The sequence below is a fragment of the Hallella colorans genome (assembly GCF_003096815.1).
In the GTDB taxonomy this organism is placed as follows: domain Bacteria; phylum Bacteroidota; class Bacteroidia; order Bacteroidales; family Bacteroidaceae; genus Prevotella; species Prevotella colorans.
The window spans coordinates 1-21,540 of the sequence record NZ_QENY01000012.1; the positions used below are offsets into that span (position 1 = coordinate 1).

The 21,540-nt window shown below is 45.3% G+C and carries 15 protein-coding genes; 5 read left to right on the forward strand and 10 right to left on the reverse strand.

Annotated elements, in window-relative coordinates; translation table 11 throughout:
- The first annotated feature begins 407 nt into the window (after window positions 1–407).
- Window positions 408–1,232 (forward strand): Cof-type HAD-IIB family hydrolase, encoded by an 825-nt coding sequence (locus C7379_RS07075; protein WP_243406742.1) that lies wholly within the window; start codon window positions 408–410, stop codon window positions 1,230–1,232.
- 766 nt (window positions 1,233–1,998) lie between these two features.
- On the opposite strand, the gene C7379_RS07080 is transcribed toward C7379_RS07075, so the two are convergent.
- The 3 genes from C7379_RS07080 to C7379_RS07090 form a co-directional block, all read right to left on the reverse strand.
- Window positions 1,999–3,468 (reverse strand): sensor histidine kinase, encoded by a 1,470-nt coding sequence (locus C7379_RS07080; RefSeq protein WP_116616660.1) that lies wholly within the window; start codon window positions 3,466–3,468, stop codon window positions 1,999–2,001.
- Window positions 3,468–4,163 carry a response regulator gene (locus C7379_RS07085; RefSeq protein ID WP_116616661.1) on the reverse strand — a complete coding sequence of 232 codons (696 nt, stop codon included), beginning with the start codon at window positions 4,161–4,163 and terminating at the stop codon, window positions 3,468–3,470. The genes C7379_RS07080 and C7379_RS07085 overlap by 1 nt, the downstream gene beginning before the upstream one ends.
- A gap of 98 nt (window positions 4,164–4,261) precedes the next feature.
- Window positions 4,262–5,293: a porin gene (locus C7379_RS07090; protein ID WP_116616662.1), complete on the reverse strand. Its 1,032-nt coding sequence runs from the start codon at window positions 5,291–5,293 to the stop codon at window positions 4,262–4,264.
- Between the two features lie 222 nt (window positions 5,294–5,515).
- Here C7379_RS07090 and C7379_RS07095 point away from each other — a divergent pair, with 222 nt between their 5' ends.
- The 3 genes from C7379_RS07095 (at window position 5,516) to C7379_RS07105 (ending at window position 9,682) form a co-directional block, all read left to right on the forward strand.
- The gene (locus C7379_RS07095) at window positions 5,516–6,529 is read left to right on the forward strand and encodes a leucine-rich repeat domain-containing protein (RefSeq protein WP_116616663.1); all 1,014 of its coding nucleotides are present in this window, start codon (window positions 5,516–5,518) and stop codon (window positions 6,527–6,529) included.
- Window positions 6,530–6,597: 68 nt separating this feature from the next.
- Complete coding sequence (locus C7379_RS07100) at window positions 6,598–8,646, forward strand: RNA degradosome polyphosphate kinase (protein ID WP_116616717.1); 2,049 nt, start codon at window positions 6,598–6,600, stop codon at window positions 8,644–8,646.
- A 121-nt stretch (window positions 8,647–8,767) separates the two neighbouring features.
- Window positions 8,768–9,682, forward strand: coding sequence for a Ppx/GppA phosphatase family protein (locus C7379_RS07105; protein WP_116616664.1), 915 nt, complete (start codon window positions 8,768–8,770; stop codon window positions 9,680–9,682).
- Window positions 9,683–9,894: 212 nt separating this feature from the next.
- Here the strand turns inward: C7379_RS07105 and C7379_RS07110 are convergent, their stop codons facing one another.
- The 4 genes from C7379_RS07110 to C7379_RS07125 form a co-directional block, all read right to left on the reverse strand.
- Entirely contained in the window at window positions 9,895–10,470 is a 576-nt protein-coding gene (locus C7379_RS07110) for a chromate transporter (protein ID WP_116616665.1), read from the reverse strand.
- A gap of 62 nt (window positions 10,471–10,532) precedes the next feature.
- Window positions 10,533–11,060, reverse strand: a complete 528-nt coding sequence (locus C7379_RS07115; RefSeq protein WP_116616666.1) for a chromate transporter — start codon at window positions 11,058–11,060, stop codon at window positions 10,533–10,535.
- A 126-nt stretch (window positions 11,061–11,186) separates the two neighbouring features.
- On the reverse strand, window positions 11,187–14,984 hold the full coding sequence (gene purL, locus C7379_RS07120; protein ID WP_116616667.1) for a phosphoribosylformylglycinamidine synthase: 3,798 nt from the start codon (window positions 14,982–14,984) through the stop codon (window positions 11,187–11,189).
- Window positions 14,985–15,127: 143 nt separating this feature from the next.
- Entirely contained in the window at window positions 15,128–16,381 is a 1,254-nt protein-coding gene (locus C7379_RS07125; protein WP_116616668.1) for an acyloxyacyl hydrolase, read from the reverse strand.
- 287 nt (window positions 16,382–16,668) lie between these two features.
- Here C7379_RS07125 and C7379_RS07130 point away from each other — a divergent pair, with 287 nt between their 5' ends.
- Window positions 16,669–17,520, forward strand: coding sequence for an OmpA family protein (locus tag C7379_RS07130; RefSeq protein ID WP_116616669.1), 852 nt, complete (start codon window positions 16,669–16,671; stop codon window positions 17,518–17,520).
- Window positions 17,521–17,679: 159 nt separating this feature from the next.
- On the opposite strand, the gene C7379_RS07135 is transcribed toward C7379_RS07130, so the two are convergent.
- The 3 genes from C7379_RS07135 to C7379_RS07145 form a co-directional block, all read right to left on the reverse strand.
- Window positions 17,680–17,874 carry a hypothetical protein gene (locus C7379_RS07135; RefSeq protein ID WP_116616670.1) on the reverse strand — a complete coding sequence of 65 codons (195 nt, stop codon included), beginning with the start codon at window positions 17,872–17,874 and terminating at the stop codon, window positions 17,680–17,682.
- The gene (locus tag C7379_RS07140) at window positions 17,871–20,369 is read right to left on the reverse strand and encodes an alpha-amylase family glycosyl hydrolase (RefSeq protein ID WP_243406743.1); all 2,499 of its coding nucleotides are present in this window, start codon (window positions 20,367–20,369) and stop codon (window positions 17,871–17,873) included. The genes C7379_RS07135 and C7379_RS07140 overlap by 4 nt, the downstream gene beginning before the upstream one ends.
- Window positions 20,370–20,622: 253 nt before the next feature.
- Window positions 20,623–20,958 (reverse strand): hypothetical protein, encoded by a 336-nt coding sequence (locus C7379_RS07145; RefSeq protein ID WP_116616671.1) that lies wholly within the window; start codon window positions 20,956–20,958, stop codon window positions 20,623–20,625.
- Window positions 20,959–21,540: the final 582 nt, after the last annotated feature.

Consider the following 21,540-nt stretch of genomic DNA (forward strand, 5'->3'; position numbering starts at 1 on the left):
TTTTTTCCAAAATCATTACAAAATACGCTGTAAAACGAGATAATCTCATTATTATAATATATAAGATAGCAGGAGAAAAAAGCAAGTAAGCAACAATATGCTAAGGAAAAAAATTGTAAATATCGGATAATTTTACACCATTCTATTGATCTCATCCCCCTTATTTACTGCGGTTAATATATCTTAAATAGCTGTGAAAAACATGTACATTTAGCCACCCGATTGTTTATAATTGCGTACCTTTGTCCATATATCGGATGTCCAAACACAACATGGAGACACAAAAAAAAGATTGCAGCCTCAAAAGCCACATGAGAGCGTTTATTTAACAAGCTCTCTAAAATAAATTGTATATACATGGTTAACTCAACCATTAATTACGCATGACATTGCCTAATTGGCTAAAAATGAACATCCAATTCAAGAACACACAAAAACTAATATTCAAGACCATGAACGTCAAAGCCTTATTTTTCGACATAGACGGCACCCTTGTCAGCTTTAAGACCCACGTCATTCCGCAATCGGCAGTGGATGCTTTACGCAAGGCCAAGAGACACGGTAGCAAAATATTCATATCCACAGGCAGGCCCATGCCTTTTATCATAAACTTGAAACAAATCGAAGACTTGATAGACGGTTATATCACCACCAATGGCGCACTGTGCATTGTGAATGGTCGTACCATTTGCCGTCACGCTCTTTTGCCAGAAGATGTAAACACCATATTGGCAACATGCCGCGAACTCGACGCTCCGTGCCTTGTGGTGGGCTGCGAACATATCACCGTGCTTTGCCATAGTCAAATTGTGGACGAAGTACTCTTGGTGGGATTGGGATTGGAAGGCTTTAAGTTTGCAACTCTCAATCGCGTCTTGCAAGAGCCCATCCTACAACTAACGCCCTTTATCAATGCCGTGCAGGAGGCTGAGCTCATGGGCAAACTCAAGGCGTGCACGTCGGGCAGGTGGACAGAATCGTTCACAGACATTACGCATATAAACGCCGACAAAGGCAAAGGGTTAAAGGCTTTGGCCGATCATCTCGGCATTAACATCAAAGATACCATAGCGTTTGGCGATGGCGGCAATGACATTCCCATTTTGCGTCAAGCCGGTGTTGGCGTGGCCATGGGCAACGCTGCGGAAAACGTGAAACAAAATGCCGACTATGTAACCACTCACGTGGATGAGGATGGCATTAAAAAAGCCATGGAAAAAATTTGGCACTAATTTTTCTTTGGAAGAAAAATTAGGATAATATTTGACAAAAGCTCTGAAATGCTTCGCTTATTTGGGAGCGAGCTACTCTTTCCTCGCAAATAAGCGAAGCATTAGAGTTTTTTGCATACGACAGTAAGCCAAATAGTTATACTCTCAAATTTGTAAATAAACAAAAATAGTTTTCTTACACAATTGCCATTAGGCCCTAATCAGAGCATGATTAGTATCTCATCACAATGCGAACAGCCTCTAAACACGACGTCATTGAGCCTTTGACGCAATGCCATTGGGTATTAATCGCAAAAAACACTCCATAAAAGCGTCTCTCCATCGCATGATCCAAGGTGTAAACATCATAAAAATTCCTCTAAAACACATAGTTGGGACATTGTGTTTTTCGTGATATTTTTTGACTAATTGGTGAATACTAATTAAGTCCTAAGCATTTTTTTGCAGCAATCTGAACGCAAGTTAGGGCATAGTCAACGGAAAATTGCGCAGAGCCTTTCATATCACCCCACTTCGCCCCGAAATAATAAAATGTAAAATTGCCAGCATATTTCAATCCAAACAAGAAATCCGAATTGGCATAATAACATTCAAGTAAGAATGTCCGTGAGCTTTACATTGGGCTCTTTGGCGGACGACTTCTAACGTTTTAGCCATATCCGAGCATAAAAATGCAGCGTAAGATTCCATATATGTATTTCCGCATAGATCGCGAAACATATCCATACCATGACCTATCGTGCCACAACACGCCAGCAATGCCCGTCTAAAGCATGGCCAACCCCTTGCCATCAATTCTGTTATCTTGGTTTTCTGAAATTCTAAGGTCAGTGGAGAGGCTGAACGTGAAAACCAGTCCACCATCTGGATTGGTGTTGGCCTTGATGCTGCCTTGGTGCAGCAATACGGCGTTTTTCACTATGGCCAACCCGAGACCGGTGCCTCCCATCTTTCTACTTCGTCCCTTGTCCACTCGATAAAAACGCTCAAAAATTCTTGGCAGATGTTCCACCGACACTCCAACTCCATTATCACTGAACATAAATTTCCATTTTTCAGAATCTTTTTCGGCTTTCAGAGTGATGGTCGTTCCTTGGCCAGCATACGATATAGAATTGTCTGTAAGATTTCTGAATATACTGTATATCAAAGACTTGCTGCCAACTATTTTCAGTTCTTTGGGCAACAGATTTTCAAACGTCATGTTGCGTTCCTCCAATTGCAAGGATGTTTCCTTCTGGATATTATGTACCAACTCCACAATATCGACTACATCAAACTGTTGCAAGTCTGGTGCATCCTCCATACGGTTGAGGGTGGATATATCCTGCAGAAGCGAAGACAAGCGGGCGCTCTGAGCATAACAACGCTCCAAGAACTGTTGTTTCATGGTGTCTTCAATCCTTGGATTATCAATAATGGTCTCTAAGTAACCTTGAATACTGGCCACCGGGGTTTTCAATTCGTGCGCTATATTTTGGGTAAGTTCTCGCTTGAGCTTGCTTTGTTCGCGTCGAGTGGTCTGTAGTCTTTTATAAAGTTTGATAATTTTTTCGGCTATCTCGCCCAATTCGTCAGCCGGAAAAGCGGCAAGATCCTCAGTTTCCAAGCTCTCGTTATGGTCTGCGCGGGCAGCAAAAATCTTTAGTTTAGTAATGTTGGTTCCCAAGCGATTAACAAATCGGTAGAGCACCAAGGTTAGCACCGTAAAGGCAATGAGGGCAAACCATATAAAATGCTGGTCGGCCTCGAGAATATTAACCAAAGTATGGTTGTAAGGCAAAGCCGTGCGAATGAAAAGGCTGTCTTGGGGGAAATAAGTGGCCGAATAAAAAAAATCTTGACCTACTGTCTCGCTGTTTCTCTCCACCGTGGAGCCCCATCCCTTCTTTCGGGCTTCAACTATTTCTGGTCTATCTTTATGGTTGGGTAAAGATTTGTATTTTTTTCTGACATTATCGTATATCACCTTTCCTGTGTGATCAAGAAGTGTCAACCTTAAATTCTCTATGCCGCTGTTTTTTATATAATTGGTCAATGACTTATCATTGATACCACCCATATAGCCTAAAGACTGGTTTAATTGATGGTTGAAATTTTGTAGTCGCGTTTCCAAGAGCATTATCTTGTAGTGTCTCTCACGGTTCCATTGAAAAACGATGAATGAAACCGCAAACATGAGAAACACCATCACGACACTAATATACAGCCTCTGCCCAACCGAAAACGACTTCATTATGCATCAAAATAATATCCAAATCCTAATCGGGTGACAATACATTTAGAAAATCGTCCTATCTTCTTTCTCAGCCGAGTGATATTCACATCAACGGTCCTATCGAGCACCAATACGTCCTTGGGCCATATTCTGTCGATGAGTTCCTGACGAGAGAAAACACGTCCTTTCTCATTCAGCAAGAACCTGAGGAGCTCAAATTCGGTTTTAGTGAACGCGACAGGTTCACCATCTACCGTCACGGTTTTTTTGTCTAAGTTCATCTCCAGACCTTGATAGCGCAATACTGTGGGCTGTGGCCGTTCTCTCTCGTCAGTTCGCCTGATGACAGCTCGCACCCTGACAAGCACCTCGCGAATGGAAAACGGCTTAGAGATATAGTCATCAGCACCAAGATTGAAGCCCGTTATGGTGTCGTTCTCCGTGTCACGGGCGGTTAGGAATATAATGGGTATGTCGGCCGTCTTTGGGTCGACTTTAAGCTGTTTGGCCAATGAAAATCCAGACATGCCTTCCATCATCACATCCAATAACAATAAATCGAACGATGGGATGTCTAACGTTAGCGCTTCCTCTGCCGAGTTGGCAGTCTCGACACGATAACCTTCTGTCTCCAAATTAAACTTTAGGATCTCGCAGAGATCCATTTCGTCATCAACCACAAGGATACCATACTTCTTATTTTCTGCTGACATAGTGTCTTCGTATTAGTATTGCAAAAATAATACATTTATCTTGTAACATCCGTTTCAAAGTATTAAGATTTTGTTAAAAATACGCAAGTCGTCTCATTTTAAAAGTGTGTCATAAACTCAACCACGATTTTATCACGTTCTGATGTCTTAGGTATACCATCATGGCGATAAAAATACTTCTCATAGTTAATGCGTATATCAGACACAAAAGGGGTTCCTAAACTCAGAGTCACACCACCCGTGAGACGATGGCGTTGGTAATCATTGGTGACAAGTTTGCCTGTTTGGTTAAGTGCACCATCAAGGTATCGGCGACCGTCACTGTGATCAGTCATAAAGTCGTAACGCAACAATGGTGACACTTTCCGGATGAAACTCTTTCTGTTTTTTACAGGGATATCATAATTAACAAAGGCGTCTACCGCATGCACATCTTTATAAGCGTCATGTTCATACGTTTTATAGAGATATTCCACCTCGGCCAAAAAATTGCGATAATGACCTGTGAGACCCACGTCGTACATCACAACTGTGAAATGATCAGGAACAATTTTTTGAACACTTGCGGTGAGATCAATGTTGAATGGGAAGAAAAACTGAGCTTTTGCAGAATAGTTAATACCCTTGGTCCAAAAGTCGCGCTGATGCGTAAGACCCGAGCCATTGAAAATTCCAGCTTGCAGCCTGATGGGGAAACCCACATGAACATCGTAGCCCACCATAGCACCCACATCTCGCACATTGCCCACCTGTTTAGCTATGAAGCTGCGATTAGCAAAATATTGCTGGTGCGGCGAGCGGTGTGCGTCTATGGTAAACGGCACGCGCATCTGTCCAATGGTGAAATCGAAGTATTGCCACGGTTGCAATCGGGTATAGGCATCAAGCATCTTGATAACGCCCTTGTCACACAGATCTATCTCTGCCTTATACTCTACCTTTGGCGTTACGTTGCCATGAACACTCACACGAGCCGTTCTCACTTGGAAACGGGCTTCGTTTTCCTTAGTTTGATACTCGTATTTTCCTCTGAGCGTTCCACTGATTGCAGGCGCATAATTCTCTCTCTCCTGTGCCCAGACACCCGAAGCTATGCACATGAATATTGCTAACAGGTTTATTTTCTTCATATTGCGTTATTATTATCATCCATTACGCATATTATGCATGACTTGGTTATGAAATTTATGTTGCAAAGATATCCGTTTTGTGTTGAATCGTTATGTCATTCACTTTATAATTTTATGACGACATACATTTGTAACACATTATTAATACAAGTGTAACATATATGTTTGACTCTTTGCATCAGAATATTACTAACTTTGCAAATAACATCATACAAAGCGCCTATGAATAAGAAAGAAATTCTTGAAAAGATTGAGAAGCTGGCAAAAAAAGGGTCAAAATTTGAGAGTCTGATGCTTACACGAGCCTTACAGAGACTTGACACAGAAGACTTTGTTAACGACGACATGTTTTTTTACACCGCTGATAAGAAACGACTCATCTACGTATTGGGAGATGAGACAGAGGTTGATATACCCGAAGGGGTGGAGATCATCGGTGAATTGGCAGTGGCAAACAAGAAAAACCTGCGTCAAGTGAGGCTGCCAAATACGTTGCAAAAAATAGAGCGAGACGCATTTTCAGATTGTGATAGACTAAAAAGTATTGATTTCCCAGAATCTCTCGAAGAAATAGATGCATACGCCTTTGGCGATTGTGATGGCTTGAAACGCGTGTACTTCGCGAAAGTGCCCAAGCATCTTAGTCACAAAGCCTTTGCCGAGTGTGAGCAACTACACGAGATTTCAGTTCCATCTAATGATGTGAAATCTATCCGCAAGTCATTACATATGCTTGACGGCGATACCGATTTTATAGTGGTAGGGCGTGAAAGCACATCTCAAGGAGAAAAAAAGAAAAACAACAAAGACGCGAAAAAAGCAAAGGAAACCAAGGAGAACAAAGACAAGACAGTTGAAAACGTCAATATAAAAAAAGAAAAAACAAAGAAAAAAGACAAAGACAAAAATAAAGGGAAGGATGCCAAAATGAACAAAGAAACGAAGCCTACATGTAAAACTGATAATGAGAAATGCTGCGACAAAAATTTAGAAAAAGACAGAATGCAGCAAAACGACAAGCAAAATAAGGACCTCAATATGCACTGCGAGAATGAGAAAAAAGAAAAACTGCCCGAAGAAGTTTTGGCTAAAGCCATGACCACCGAAGCAGACAGAGAGCCCAAGCAAGTGCCAGAAAGCCCGAATATGAAATCGGCTGAAGAGGCACCAGCTCCCAAAAACTTCGAAGAAGCAACCAAGACAGAGACTGAAAAAAACAGCAACGATTTGCAATAATAACAAGTTAAACATCAGAAAGGGGCGTGGCAACAGAAGGCTACACCCCTTTCGCACATTTTAGAAAAATGGCTATGGCAAACAAGTTGAAGGACATGTATGTGGAGAGAGACATCAGTTGGATGTATTTCAACTATCGCATCTTACAGGAAGCAGAGAAAGAATATGTACCACTGTTGGAGCGATTGTCTTTTCTCGGCATCTATTCCAATAACCTCGATGAGTTTTTTCGGGTACGCATGGCATCGCTAAACCGCATTTTGGAAAGTGCCGACATCACAAAAAAAATGCGACAAGAAGTTAAGCGCACCATCAAAACCATTAACCAACTCAACGAGCAATTTAACAAAGAATACTTGGCAGCGACGCAAAATGTGTTCAAAGAGCTGGAGCTGCACAACATCAGATTGCTCGATGAGACATCTCTCAACGAGGTGCAAAAAGTGTGGTTGCGTGAGTTTTTCTATGACAAATTGAATGGTTCCACCAATCCTATTTGGCTCAACATGCTGAAAGACTTTAACACTCTGGAAGACAACCGTATCTATTTGCTGGTAGAAAAAACAGAGGATGGTGACAAAAAACCTAAGTATGCCATCATCAAGGTGCCCGACAAGATCTATAGTCGTTTTATCAAAATACCCAATTCGGATGGTTTTGACAACATCATGTACTTGGATGACGTCATTCGTTATTGCCTGCCACTCATCTTCAACGGTTTCCCAAAAAGCCATTATAGCGCTTACAGTTTTAAGTTTACGAAAGATGCAGAGATGGACGTAGACTACGATTCAGACTATGGTGCCATGGAGCGCATTGCCCTTGGGGTCAACAGCAGGAAACATGGCGAGCCCATTCGCGTGATCTACGACCGTTCCATGCCACACGACATGCAAAAAACTATTATGAGTAAGCTCAAGGTAAGAGAACTCGACACCACGCTCGGCAGCGAACGATACCAGAACCATAAAGACCTGATGAGCTTTCCAGACTGTGGGCACGCCGATCTGAAATATCCCAAATGGAAACAGATACTGAAACCAGAATTTGTCTCTGTGGAAAGTGTGCTCGACCTCATTCGAGAGAAAGACCGTTTTTTGCACGTCCCTTATCACAGCTTTAACGGCTACATACGTGTATTGAGAGAGGCTGCCCTGAAGCCTGAGGTAAAAGAGATCAAAACCACGCTATATCGTTTGGCCAAAGACTCCAAAGTGGTGGAGGCTCTCATTTGCGCCGCTCGCAATGGCAAAAAAGTAACGGCAGTCGTGGAGCTTTTAGCTCGTTTTGACGAGGAAAGCAACATCAGGTGGAGCAAACGCATGCAAGAAGAGGGCGTGAACGTTATTTTTGGAGTAGAGGGTTTGAAAATACACTCGAAACTACTTTATATCAAAGACAAGAAAGGCGACATCGCATGCATCGGAACTGGCAATTTTCACGAAGGCAATGCCAAGAGTTATACCGACTATATGGTAATGACTTCACGTCCATCTGTGGTGTCTGAGGTGGCCAAAGTGTTCCAGTTTATCGACCGCCCCTTCCAACAAGTGCGGTTCAACCAGTTATTGGTTTCACCCAATGCCATGAAGCGACGCATACTGCGCATGCTCGATAATGAAATCAAAAACGCCAAAGAGGGAAACGAGGCATGGCTTAAAATGAAAATAAACCACATTACAGACCGAGACGTTGTGGCCAAACTATACGAAGCCTCGAAAGCGGGTGTGAAGATAGACATTGTCATCAGGGGCAATTGTTCACTCATCACGGGAGTCCCAGGAATATCAGATAACATCAAAGCCGTAGGCATAATAGACCGCTATTTGGAACATAGCCGCATTCTCATATTCTGCAATGGCGGTCGCAACAAATATTATATAGGCTCGGCCGACTGGATGCCTCGCAACCTATTGAGTCGTATCGAGGTGATGGCACCTGTCTATGACGAAACTATCAAAGCAGACCTCATGCGAACAATCGAATTGGGATTGAACGATACCGCTAACGGAAGAATCGTTGATGGACATGGAGAAAACAAGTTTCAACAAGGGGCATACAGAAGAAGTCAAGAAGAACTGTACAACCTATACGAGCAAGAGGCTGGGAAAGCATAGCCAAATGGTGTGCAGAAAATATCTACATGCCACATGCCATAACACCAACACCACATGCGGACAGAATGAATGTGGACATAGACTATAGACCAACAATTGCTTATATAAATACTTATAATTAATGAAGAAAACACTCGCATCAATAGATATCGGCTCTAACGCCGCAAGATTACTCATCAAAAATTTTAACGACGAAGAGGTAGGCATTGAACGAGTAAAGAAACTCATGTTCGTGCGCATACCGTTACGACTTGGCAAGGACGTGTTCTCGTTAGGCAAAGTATCAAGAGAACGTGAGGAAATGATAATCCACATGATGAAGGGTTACAACCAATTCATGAAGCTATTCAAAGTTGATGCATACCGAGCTTGTGCTACATCGGCCATGCGAGATGCCGAGAATGGCATGGATATCTTGCACAAAATAAAAAAGAAAACAAACATCAAGCTCGAGATTATCAAAGGCTCGGACGAGGCGTTGCTGTTGGTAAACAACCTCGTAGAGAAGACAGACTCTAACGAAGGCAACTTTGCATACGTGGATGTTGGTGGTGGCTCGACCGAGATTTCGCTTATCCACGATGGCACTTTAGCAGAAAGTCACTCGTACAACATTGGTACTTTACGACTGCTTTCAGGACAAGTGACAGACAAAATGTGGGAAGAAATGGAAACTGACTTACAAGACTACGCCATCAAATACCCCAATATTCATATCATCGGCTCTGGTGGAAACATCAACAAACTCTATAAAATATCGAATGATAACAATGTTAACAAACTGCTGAGCGTAGACGAATTGCAACGCCTATACAACAATCTTAAACCCATGCAACTCAAAGAACGCATGGAGATATACGGTCTGAAAGATGACCGAGCAGACGTTATTGTTCCTGCTGCGCAAATATTTCTTGGTGTCTCCCAACAGCTATTGTGCAACCGAATATATGTACCTAACATATCCTTGGCCGACTCTATTGTTGACGGTTTATACCGGGAGGTAAGAGAAAAAATCATGATCGAAGAGGCTAAATGACAAAAGACTATATCTGTTTTCAGCTAAACCACCAAATCTCTAAATATTGACAATAATCACCCTATATGCTTAAAAACCAGCATATAGAGGTTTTTAATATGGTAAAAGCATGGTGAATGATCTCTCGTGCAACTGTCTTTCTAACTCTTCGAGATATTTTGTCTGTTTTTTATACGATTATCAGGCACGATATTTATTAACCATCCGCATTGTCAATACAACAATATCAACCCAGCGAAAGCCGCAAAACATATCATGCGAATGGGGTTAATCCTAAGCCACATGGTACCCACGAAAGTGGCCGCGAACAGTGCCAAACTAATGTAAAAGTGCCAAGGGTTTACGATGGGCGTGTTAAAGTTCTCTCCGTTGCAAAGCATCAGCGTGGCCGCCGCCAGCAACCCCACCACCGCCGGACGCAAACCCTCAAACACATTCTGCACAACATCCGTCCTCATATATTTCATAAACATCTTCGATATCAATATCATCAAGATGAATGAGGGCAACACCAACGAGAAAGTTGCGGTGGCAGAGCCAAGCATAGCCATAGGCATGCCATAACCAGCATTGTGTATAGCTGTATATCCGCAATAGGTGGCGGAGTTTATCCCGATAGGGCCGGGAGTCATTTGAGAGATGGCCACGATATTGGTAAACTCCGCGGAGGTAAGCCAATGGTGGCGTGCCACGGTCTCCGTTTGGATGAGTGACAGCATGCCATATCCGCCGCCGAACCCGAAAAGGCCTATTTGAAAAAAAGTGACGAAGAGTTGAAGAAATATCATATTGGTAATTCAAATATCAAAATTCATATCCTCAAGCCAAGGATTACAATCTTTGTTTAATCTCATTTCAGCACCTTGCCATAGGCATAACCACCCACACCAGCCGCAATGATAATCCAAATCGGATTTACATGCAGCAGCCAAATGAGCAACGCAGAGGCTATTGGTATCCAACAATTGGCTAAATTGATATGTGCGCTCTTAGCCAAATTAAACGTTGGCACAGCGATAAGAGCCACCACGGCAGGCCTGATGCCCCGAAACATAGCGGCTATCCAACTCACATTCATAAATTGATGAAAAAACATGGCGATGAGCAGTATGATAAGAAATGACGGCAATGCCGTACCAACCGTGGTACATAGGGCCCCCCATCTGCCTCTCAACTTATAACCTATGAACGTAGAAATATTGATGGCAAACACACCCGGGCAACTCTGTGCGACAGCTATGAGGTCAAGAAACTCGTTTTTTTCTATCCATTTGTGCTTGTCCACCACCTCGCTTTGGATAATAGGTATCATGGCATAGCCTCCACCAATGGTGAAAGCTCCTACCTTAAAAAAGGTTTTGAAAAGCGTTACATACATAAGTTGACGTTTGAACGGTTTGTAAAAAATAATGCCATTGGCAGCCCTTAACATTGTGTATCCACAATGGCGAACCGTCGCTTGGGCACCAGCGGCATCATTTTTTTTCACAAAACAGGGCTATCTTTATTGATGCTGCTCCACCCAACGACGCGCGTTGACAAACGCTTCCATCAATGGCGTCACCTCATCGGCAGGGCGATCAGAAGGATAGTAAGCGTTCTGCCAAGGGAAGATGGAGCGCTCCGGGTGTGGCATCATGGCCAAATGGCGACCATCAGCCGAACAAATGCCAGCCACGTTATAGTCGCTTCCGTTAGGATTGCCTGGGTATTCATCATAGCTGTATTTGGCCACCACGTTGTATCGCTCTTCCGATTCGGGCAGTTTGAACCGGCCCTCGCCATGCGCCACCCACACGCCGAGTTTGTCGCCCGACAGACTTCCAAGCATCACGCTGTTGTTTTTTGTAATGTCAAGACCGAGGAAACGGCTCTCAAACTTTTGGCTCTCGTTGTGCGACAACCGTGCCCTGCGCTCGTGATCAGGATTAATCAGATTGAGTTCCACCATCAGTTGGCAACCATTGCAGATGCCAAGGCTCAACGTATCCTCTCTGGCATAAAACTTATCCAACGCCTCCTTGGCCTTGGGATTGTAGAGGAAAGCGCCCGCCCATCCCTTGGCCGAGCCCAAAACGTCCGAGTTGGAGAAACCTCCACAGAATACGACCATGCTGACGTCCTCGAGTGTCTCACGCCCAGTGACAAGGTCTGTCATCATCACGTCTTTCACCTCAAAGCCTGCCAACCACAAGGCATAAGCCATCTCCCTGTCGCCGTTTGTACCTTTCTCGCGTATGATGGCGGCCTTCGGGGCATTACGCCGATTATCATCGGTCTGCGTTTTCCACCTGTCAGCGTCAAGACCGAGCGAACTTAGCGTGCCCTTAAAACCGTCGTGATATCTCAAGCTAATAGGTTGCGACTTGTAGTTGGCATATCGTTTATCGGCGGTGCCATTCATGCTTTGGCTTCTGTCAAGCAGATGCGAAGTGCTATACCATACGTCACGCAGTGCGTCAATATCAAATTCATGCTCAAAATCGTCTTTCTTAACCACAATCTTACGAACATCAGGCGTGGCGTACGCTATCTTGGCATAGCCTATTCCATTATCTTCCAAATACTCCCGAAGTTCCCTCTTGTAATTGTCCGACACCTGAATTACCACGCCAGGGTTCTCGGCGAAGAGCATTTTGACAATGTCACCATTCTCTGATTGCATATCGTGCAGGTTCACATGCATGCCGCCTTTGGTGTTGGCAAAAGCCATTTCCAACAGCGTTGTGATAAGCCCACCAGCCGAAACGTCATGCCCGGCCATTATCCATCCCTTATTAATGAGTGCTTGCACGGCGTTAAAACAATCGGCGAAATACTCCGCGTTCTTCACCGTTGGCACGTCACTGCCAATTTTTCCAAGTGCCTGCGCAAAGGCGGAGCCGCCTAATCGCTGTTTGTCAAAAGAGAAATCGATGTAATAGAATGACGAGTTCTTGTCGTTCACCATTACCGGGCTAACCACTTTACACACGTCGCCCACCTCGCCTCCGGCCGTCACGATAACCGTTCCCGGCGCTATTATCTTGCTGCCGTCAGGATATTGCTGGCTCAAGGAGAGCGAGTCCTTGCCCGTGGGCACGTTCAAGCCAAGCTCACAACAGAAGTCGGAGAGCGCGCGCACAGCCTCGTAGAGTCGTGCGTCCTCACCTTTTTGGCTGCGACAGGGCCACATCCAGTTGGCCGAAAGATTTAAGTTGCGCACGGCCGATGGATGAGTGTTGTCCGTGGCGATAGGTGCCCAAACAATATTGGTAAGGCTTTCGGCCACGCTCAGCACACTGCCGGCTGCAGCGTTGGCCATGGCAACCTGTGGCGCGTGCCCCAAAGCCGTGGCTATACCCTTCTTGCCTCGATAGTCGAGAGCCACCACTCCACAGTCGCTCAATGGCAGTTGCAACGCTCCCACCGTTTGTTGGCGCGCCACCTTACCCGTCACAGAGCGGTCCACCTTGTTTGTGAGCCAGTCTTTGCAGGCCACGGCCTCAAGACGGAGCACATCATTCAGGTACTCGTCTATCTTATCCACAGAGTAAGTCACGTCCTCATAGCGACGCTCCACCGTCTCGTCTTTCATCACCGTCTTGGGCGAATGGCCGAACATTTGAGCCACATCGAGGTCGAAAGGCTTCACGCCATCACCCTGCACAAAACTAAAATGGGCATCGCCAGTGGTCTCGCCCACCACATAGATTGGCGCACGTTCGCGCGTGGCTATCTTCTGCACGCGGTCGAGATATTTCTCATCTATGAGCAGTCCCATGCGCTCCTGCGACTCATTGGCTATGATTTCCTTGGCGCTCAACGTCTTGTCGCCTATGGGAAGTTTGGTCATGTCTATTTCTCCACCACACTCTTCGACTAATTCTGACAAGCAGTTGAGATGGCCAGCCGAGCCGTGGTCGTGCACCGATACCACCGGATTGTTGTCGTCTTCGACCAAGGCGCGTATCAAATTGTAGGCACGTTTTTGCATCTCGGGGTTGGCACGCTGCACGGCATTCAATTCAATGCCACTGCTGTAACGTCCCGTGTCCACCGACGACACAGAGCCACCGCCCAACCCAATGCGGTAGTTGTCGCCTCCCACCACCACTATTTTGTTGCCCTTTCGAGGTTCTTTCTTAAGACAGTCGCGTTTTTTGCCATAGCCCACGCCACCTGCCAACATGATTACCTTATCGTATCCATACACCTGTCCACCCTCGTTCTTGGCGTCAGCATCGGTCGACGTGTCCGCAGACGATGTCTGGTACTCAAATGTCAGCACCGAACCGGTGATGAGAGGTTGTCCAAATTTGTTGCCGAAATCACTGGCGCCATTCGATGCCTTGATGAGAATCTGCTCAGGAGTTTGGTATAGCCACTTGCGCGGTTCTATGCTTTTCTCCCACCTGCGCTCTTCATCCGAACCGGCCAAGCGAGGGTATGACGTCATGTATACAGCCGTGCCAGCTATCGGCCAACTGCCTATGCCTCCGCCCATACGGTCTCTTATCTCACCGCCCGTACCCGTGGCAGCACCATTGAAAGGCTCCACCGTGGTGGGAAAGTTATGGGTCTCAGCCTTCAATGAGATGACACTCTCCATGGGTTCAACCCTGAAGTAGTCGCTCGTGGTTTGGTCGGCTGGCGCAAACTGTTCTATCATAGGTCCCTGTGCGAACGCCACGTTGTCCTTATAGGCCGAGAGTATCTTGCCAGGATTTTCTTTCGTAGTCTTCTTGATGAGCGCAAACAAGCTCGATTCGCGCTCCTTGCCATCAATAACAAATGTTCCTCCAAAAATTTTATGACGACAATGCTCCGAGTTTATCTGTGCGAAGCCGAATATCTCCGAGTCGGTAAGCGGCCTGCCATTTTGCTTTTCTATCTTGTGTAGATATTCCATTTCCTCTGCGCTGAGTGCCAATCCCTCCTCCTCGTTGAATTTCTCAAGATCGTCCACATGCTTAATGGGTTCCGGTTCGTGGTTCACAGTGAACACCGTTTGGTCCAAACCGTGGTACATGCGCTGTAACATTGGGTCGTGGTCGGCATCCTCTCGCTCCACCTGAAAATATTCCTCTATACGCGAAATGCCAGCGAGATTCATGTTCTGTGTAATCTCAACAGCATTCGTGCTCCATGGGGTTATCATCTCACGGCGTGGCCCTATAAAGAAGCCTTCCATGCTTTCGACCTGCATACGTTCCGCATTGCCAAAAAGCCAACACAGTTTCTGCGTTTCCTGCCCGTTGAGCTGATGGTCTGCCTCAACAGCGATGATACTCTCCTTGAGCGTCTTAAAGAAATGGATCATAATCTTTATGTATTTTAATAAGGTGTATGTTTACCTTGCAAAGGTACAAAAAATAGTATGATATCATGTTTTTTTAGCCGAAAACATCATAGCATGTAGACTTTTTCATGTTGCCATGTATTACAAGGCCTGTATTGCAAGAATCACAGTCTCATGGGCATAGAAAGCGCCAACTCCGTATAATCGGCCTTGGTTTTGTGCGCTTTTATGTTGATACCGATGTTCAGGCATTTGAGTTTTGTGAAGGTATAGTGCACCCCTATCTGCTCATAATAGGGAGTTTCCACCTTGTTAGCATTGTCACCCAAGGCCCTAAACAGATAGTATCCCAACGACATATCAAGTGAGAGGTTATGATAATACACACGATGCTTCCCAGAAACACCCATAGACCACGGACTATGCTTGAGACGCAACCCGTCCCGTTCGTCCAACTGTCTTACCCTGTTGGCATACGATACGAGAAAAACGTCCACGCCAATCCCCGATGCCCATCGCCGCGCATAGCGTCTCATGAACGATGTTTGCAACGAGTAAGTGGGATAAACCTTGAAGTTCGACGTGCGGTAATTGGGAGCGCCGGGTGGCGTTCTGAACTGCGTGAGCTGCCAATCCTCGTGCAGCGTCTTGACTCCCACACTGAAAGCGAAGTCCATGAAACTAAAAGGCGTGAAAGGTTGTCGCACGCATGGTTTGCCAGAGCGAGCCAACTCGTCATGATAGGGCTCGTACACTACCCCCACGGATGGACCCAGAACGTTGACGCCCTTGTTTGGGCGGTTCATCGCGCCGTTACTATGATGGTAAAAATCCACGCCGGCACGCACCCCCCATGCCCTGTCGAGGTAGTAGGTGGCATGCGCACCCGCGCCAAAATAGATAAGCCATCGCGAGCCAATAAACTCGTTGTCTATGGCATTATAGGTGTTATATTTCGATTTGGTATACCCCACCCCCGTTGCCAACGTATAGTCTATCTGCCAATGGGGTGTTCGAAGGATGGCACGTTCAAACATAGCGTAGACAGTCACGGTATTTCCCAACCGCGAGGTATAATCCACCGGCTGCAACAATCCCCATGCCGCATCCTTCTCACGTCGCATCGTCACACCGTGGTTTAGCGCATATTTCAAACCAACCGAAAGAGCCGGATAGCCGAAATCTTTCGCGTAAGCGTCACTGTCCCTGGGCAAAACGGCATAACGCACCGCCGCGTCAAAGGCAATGGCAAAGTTTTCTCGCAGCCACTTTCGCACATATTGGTCAGCTCCAATAACCCATCCAGGCTGCACGGTCAAGCCCGCGCTCCAATGTCTGCAATAGGTTGTGTCATTTTCATTGGCGCTCACAGATAGCATGGAAAACATGCCCATCAAAAAAATGGCTATAACTTTCATTGGGCAACAAATTTAAGAAAAAAATCCATCAATAGCCGTATATGAGCGTGGATTTTGTACCATTAAAGCATACAAACGAACAATACAGCTTACCACTCTCTTCACTTTACGTTCCGTTTGGCGAGGCTTGTCACATGTCATCATATATTAAATAGACGCGTTTGTGGTTAAAAATTTTAAACATAACGCAACAATTTTACTTTTAAGCCGTCTTTTTCATAAATTTGGCTTACCTTATTAGCATAGCGTGACAATAATACAATAGATCATCAAAAATATAAACAGACATGAGAAAAACAGTTTTAATAATGACCATGATGACTGGCGCACTGCTCATCTCGAGCTGTGCCAGCAAGAAAGATTTGGAGAATTGCCAGAACGAGAACCGTGAACTTACCAGCAATTACCAAGACGCCAAAGAGCAATTGGCTGCCTCAAATGCACGCGTCACCTCTTTGGAGGACCAGTTGGCACAGCAAAAGAGAGACTACGCCGCACTGCAACAGAGCCTTGACAAGAGCCTCTCAAACACCACGGACAACAACATCAATATATCAAAATTGGTGGATCAGATCAACGAGTCGAACCAATACATACGCCATTTGGTGGAGGTGAAAACCAAAAGCGACTCGCTCAACATGGCGCTTACCAACAGATTGACACGCTCTTTGAGTCGCGAGGAAATGAAAGAGGTGGACGTTCGGGTACTTAAAGGCGTGGTATACATCTCCTTGGCAGACAACATGCTCTACAAGAGCGGCAGCTATGAGATTAACGACCGGGCCGAACAGACCTTGAGCAAGATTGCCAAGATTATCATGGATTACAAGGACTATGACGTGCTCATCGAGGGCAACACCGACAATGTGCCCATCAACACATCCTCAAAACTGATGCAAAACATACGCAACAACTGGGATCTCTCCGCCCTGCGCGCCTCATCTGTGGTGCAATACCTCATAGACCATTTCGGCGTGGCTCCTAATCGCCTCACCGCTGGCGGCCGTGGCGAGTTTAACCCGATAGCCTCTAACGACACAGAGATTGGCAAGCAGCGAAACCGCCGCACCCAAATCATCATCACGCCTAAACTTGACCAGTTCATGGACCTTATCGACGAGGCTCCCGAAGAGAAATAATTTAAAATTGGGTTGTCACCAGAGGGTTACAACCTAAACAGCTAAGCAACATACAGGGGCACTTTGGTTTAAACCAAAGTGCCCCTGTATGTTTTAAAGCTAATGGCTTAAGGTTGTCGACATCCTTTGTCCTTCGCATACTCGCAGAAATCGCAAAATTCAAATATCATATTGGTTTTCCATATCGTTCCAATCCTCATCCTCCCAATTCCAATCAGCACGTTTGGCGCCAGCTTCAGTTCCATCCGGAAGCTCTGGAGCCTCGTTCCCATTTTCTGAAAAACCCGCCAGCAGTGCGTACCCTTGCATTTGGTGTTTCGTTACAATGGGCACAATATATCGTTTCTTCATCATCGCGTAATTAAAACTTTCTTACCTTTATAAATATAAATACCCTTGGGCAGCATGGGTAGAGACAAGCGATTGCCCATACATACACCTTGTATGCTATAGACATTGTCATCCGTGGGCACATCGACACATCGAAGCCCTGTGGGGATATCCATTATACACAATTTGGATGGTGCCACGGCTTGGGTCTTGCTTAAGAAATAGCAACGAAAAGCAGGTACAACAACACCACCTTGTCTGTTGGCTTTGGAAAAAACGCCTTCTCTCGCGGTGTAAATATAGCACAAAGCCTCGTCGGTTGAGGTCTTGGTCTGTTTGGACATAGTGCCAACAAACGAGTAGTCGCCCATGATTGTGGGAATGGGTTGACCCACAAGCAGCTTTTTGCCAATATACGACTCCAAAGATTTCCCATCGTGTGCGGCAACGAAGACATAAGGCTTGAATGCCTCCAAAACTTTTGATGGCTTGAAATAGAAAATGCCGTCCTTGGCCGAATAGAATTGATAGATTGTGCCATCTAACCGTCTCACCTCGTCCACGTCAAGGTTAAAGGGCAGGCAAACAGTGCTCTTCACTCCTTGCCTAAACTCACGACAGGTGATCGCGTCCACGTTTTTCCCCGTTTTCGTCATGGCAGACAGGTTGTAATAACCACCATTTTCAAAAGTAAACTCCCCACTTTTCTGTGACGTGTTGTCTACACCGTCGTTAAACATGATTTTGGCGGGCTCACCAATGGCTGTCGGGTTACACGTCCATTTCCATATCTTGTTGCCGTTGGCGGCCTTTCCTATGTATGTGCATTGCTGCCCTGGCCACGATCCTCCCGTATAGTTTGTATCGCCATTCCATGCCCAGCATGCCACTTTAGCCCATCCCTCGGGTGCCTCGAAGTAAGCCACCGTCTCATCATTTCGGTACACCAAGGGGTCCACCTCTCCCTCAACGTTCTGGTTGTTGTATTGCAAGGTCAGGTCTGTGGCCTGATTGTTATTGTAGGCATAAAACACATCGGCTACAATATCATTGACGTCAGCTGTCTTCGTATCGTCTCCTCCTTTATTGAGCAAGAAGTTGAGCTTATCCGACTTGAATGTCATGTAGTAAAACACCTTGTCGCCTACAAGACGTTTTTGGGTGAGCATCGTGCCGGGGTATGGATCAGTGAGCACGTTTCCACTGCTTTCCCACGTATACAGATAGAGCGGCGAGGTGTTCGCCTCGACATAAACGGTAAGGTCTTTCACTGGGTTTTTCTCCTTGTAAAAGGCGTAGTTCGGGTTTTCGGGCGTGCCAACCGACACGGGTTCATAGCCATTGGTGTCTATGCCTTTGGGATAACCACTTACAATCATTATCTTGCGTTTGTCGCCTTGCACAATGGTCACATATCCACCATCGCGATACTCACCGTACACTATCTTGCTCTGATTGTTGATGCCCGCCTCTTTTCGGGCAGCAATCATCTTTTCCAACTCTGTCTGATAGGCTTTCCAATGGGGCAAGAATATGCAGGGCGTACCCGGCATGGCCAGTATAAAGGCGTTGGCGGCGAGCACATTGTGTTGCAACTGGTCATTATTCTCGTTACGATAAGTATCATGGTTGTCCACGAATGTCACGGAATACCTACTCATATAGGGGTCGCCCACTAAACCCTTGTTGGTCAACGCACCCCAATTGCCTTTGCCAAACGCATCATTTATGATGTTTTTCAAAGGAAAGTCAAACGCCGCCGAGGTATAGCCGGTGCCCTTTATCCAATTGGCCACATTATTATAATCATAGTCCCAATACTCGCCCACTGAAAAATCGGGCTTGGCATACTCGTTGTAAATCTTGACAAACTCAGCCCCATAGCCTTTCACCATATCGTAGCGAAAACCTTGGTAGCCCATCTCCTCTTTGAGAAATCGCAAATATAACTTCACATTTTTTTGTACGTTCACACTGATATGATCCAAGTCACGGTAGCCAAAAGAGTCGCCGGTGTCATGGTTTCCAAAGGTCTTGCCTTGAAATTTTGGCTGCGCTGCAGCCTCGTCGTCCGAGCAAATGTCAGCAAATGACCATTCAAGCGTATTGCCATTCCACGTTTCCTTGGGAAAATCGCACCAGTCCTTGTCGCCACTTTTATGGTTGATGACCACGTCCTCAATAATAGCCACGTTTTTGTCCCTGTACGTCTTTATCATGGACTTCAGCTCATCCTTTGTGCCAAACGAACTGTTCTGATTGAACCACCACACAGGATTGTAGCCCATGCTTTTGCCATCGATGCCTGTATTGCAATAGCCACTTTGTGGCACCCATATAGCATTGAAACTTTTAGCCAGGACATCGGCCTCTGATTGCAACACTGTCCATTTGGTTTCATCATACGAATCCCAATAAAATCCCTGTAGCATCACGCCCGTATAGCGCGATGGCCACCCTTGGGCATGGCCGCACAAGCACAACGACAAAAAGGATAGCAATAATAAGAAATGTTTCATTTGTAGATATTTTTAGGTTTCTTGTACAAAAATACCACCAAATACCACTATTCCTCTCATACGCTATCAATATTTTCGACATTCGCTATGCAATCGATTGCAACAACAAGTGGCATAACTATCACTTAACCAACGCATAAAAGCCTTTATAAAGGCACTGGCGAAGCGCTGGCATACAATGTGGAAAAAGGTATACGAAAAGAGCTAAGGAAGATAGCTTTGGCACTAAACCGATGGCTTTCTTGCCATTTTCTCACTTGTCCACTTTAATCGTGGGCTGATATGGGGCAACATATCGGAACGAGTCCATGCTAATCACGCGACCATCCCTAAACCCGATGATGATGACATCATAATCGCCAGCCATATTCATGTTTCTGCGATATTCCCACTGTTCCAACCCCTCTTCTGTGAACCTACGGTATTTGGGTTTGCCTCTCATGACCTGAACAACCTCCTCGTATGTTTGTCCGTGGTGCAAATTGCCTATCACTTGTGCCGTGTCTCTCATCGTCAGGATAGAGCATGAGCTAAGCGTCATGACCATGGCAAGCGTCACTACTATGTGTTGAAAAAGATTTTTTCGCATGGTTTATATAGTATTGTTTATTACGCTGACAAAGATATAAAAGACATACCAAACTCAACGGCAGCAATCCCTACAGGATATTAGGGAAATCCCTAATAAAAAAGAACTGGTCGTGCCAACGGCTATAACCAACATGAGCAGCGTTTATAGCAGATGATTGGAGCACAACACTCACATGGAAAAATTCGCGACACAATGGGGCGACATGCGAATGTGTCAATATAAAATCACTAAATCAGGGGGTTCATAAACTTGGTGTTCTACAGAAAAAAATCATAGCGTAAAACCTTTTTTGTACCATGACAAGACAAAAAAAGAAAGTTGAAAATGCGAACAATGCCTAAAGGCCGCGCGAATAAGTGCTAAAGGCGATGCGTTTAGACAGCATACGCTTCACGTTTAAGTTCGAATCGCATGGCAATTGATACCTAATTGGAATAGGTATAGAAAACTTTTTTGCCAAGAAAAGCACTCTGGAGAGTATAATCTGGTGACAATTAACACATTGAGAAAAACTCGCAAAATTAGCGTATTTCGACAGAATGATTTATTATTTGAAAATAAGCTGCGTATGAGCGACCG

Bases quoted from the DNA above. Each gene is read 5' to 3' on its own strand.
- purL (WP_116616667.1), bottom strand. From the start codon at position 14,984: ATGATCCATTTCTTTAAGACGCTCAAGGAGAGTATCATCGCTGTTGAG.
- C7379_RS07140 (WP_243406743.1), bottom strand. From the start codon at position 20,369: ATGAAACATTTCTTATTATTGCTATCCTTTTTGTCGTTGTGCTTGTGC.
- C7379_RS07085 (WP_116616661.1), bottom strand. From the start codon at position 4,163: ATGTCAGCAGAAAATAAGAAGTATGGTATCCTTGTGGTTGATGACGAA.
- C7379_RS07135 (WP_116616670.1), bottom strand. From the start codon at position 17,874: ATGATGAAGAAACGATATATTGTGCCCATTGTAACGAAACACCAAATG.
- C7379_RS07105 (WP_116616664.1), top strand. From the start codon at position 8,768: ATGAAGAAAACACTCGCATCAATAGATATCGGCTCTAACGCCGCAAGA.
- C7379_RS07090 (WP_116616662.1), bottom strand. From the start codon at position 5,293: ATGAAGAAAATAAACCTGTTAGCAATATTCATGTGCATAGCTTCGGGT.
- C7379_RS07110 (WP_116616665.1), bottom strand. From the start codon at position 10,470: ATGATATTTCTTCAACTCTTCGTCACTTTTTTTCAAATAGGCCTTTTC.
- C7379_RS07130 (WP_116616669.1), top strand. From the start codon at position 16,669: ATGAGAAAAACAGTTTTAATAATGACCATGATGACTGGCGCACTGCTC.
- C7379_RS07145 (WP_116616671.1), bottom strand. From the start codon at position 20,958: ATGCGAAAAAATCTTTTTCAACACATAGTAGTGACGCTTGCCATGGTC.
- C7379_RS07115 (WP_116616666.1), bottom strand. From the start codon at position 11,060: ATGTATGTAACGCTTTTCAAAACCTTTTTTAAGGTAGGAGCTTTCACC.
- C7379_RS07075 (WP_243406742.1), top strand. From the start codon at position 408: ATGAACATCCAATTCAAGAACACACAAAAACTAATATTCAAGACCATG.
- C7379_RS07100 (WP_116616717.1), top strand. From the start codon at position 6,598: ATGGCTATGGCAAACAAGTTGAAGGACATGTATGTGGAGAGAGACATC.
- C7379_RS07095 (WP_116616663.1), top strand. From the start codon at position 5,516: ATGAATAAGAAAGAAATTCTTGAAAAGATTGAGAAGCTGGCAAAAAAA.
- C7379_RS07080 (WP_116616660.1), bottom strand. From the start codon at position 3,468: ATGAAGTCGTTTTCGGTTGGGCAGAGGCTGTATATTAGTGTCGTGATG.
- C7379_RS07125 (WP_116616668.1), bottom strand. From the start codon at position 16,381: ATGAAAGTTATAGCCATTTTTTTGATGGGCATGTTTTCCATGCTATCT.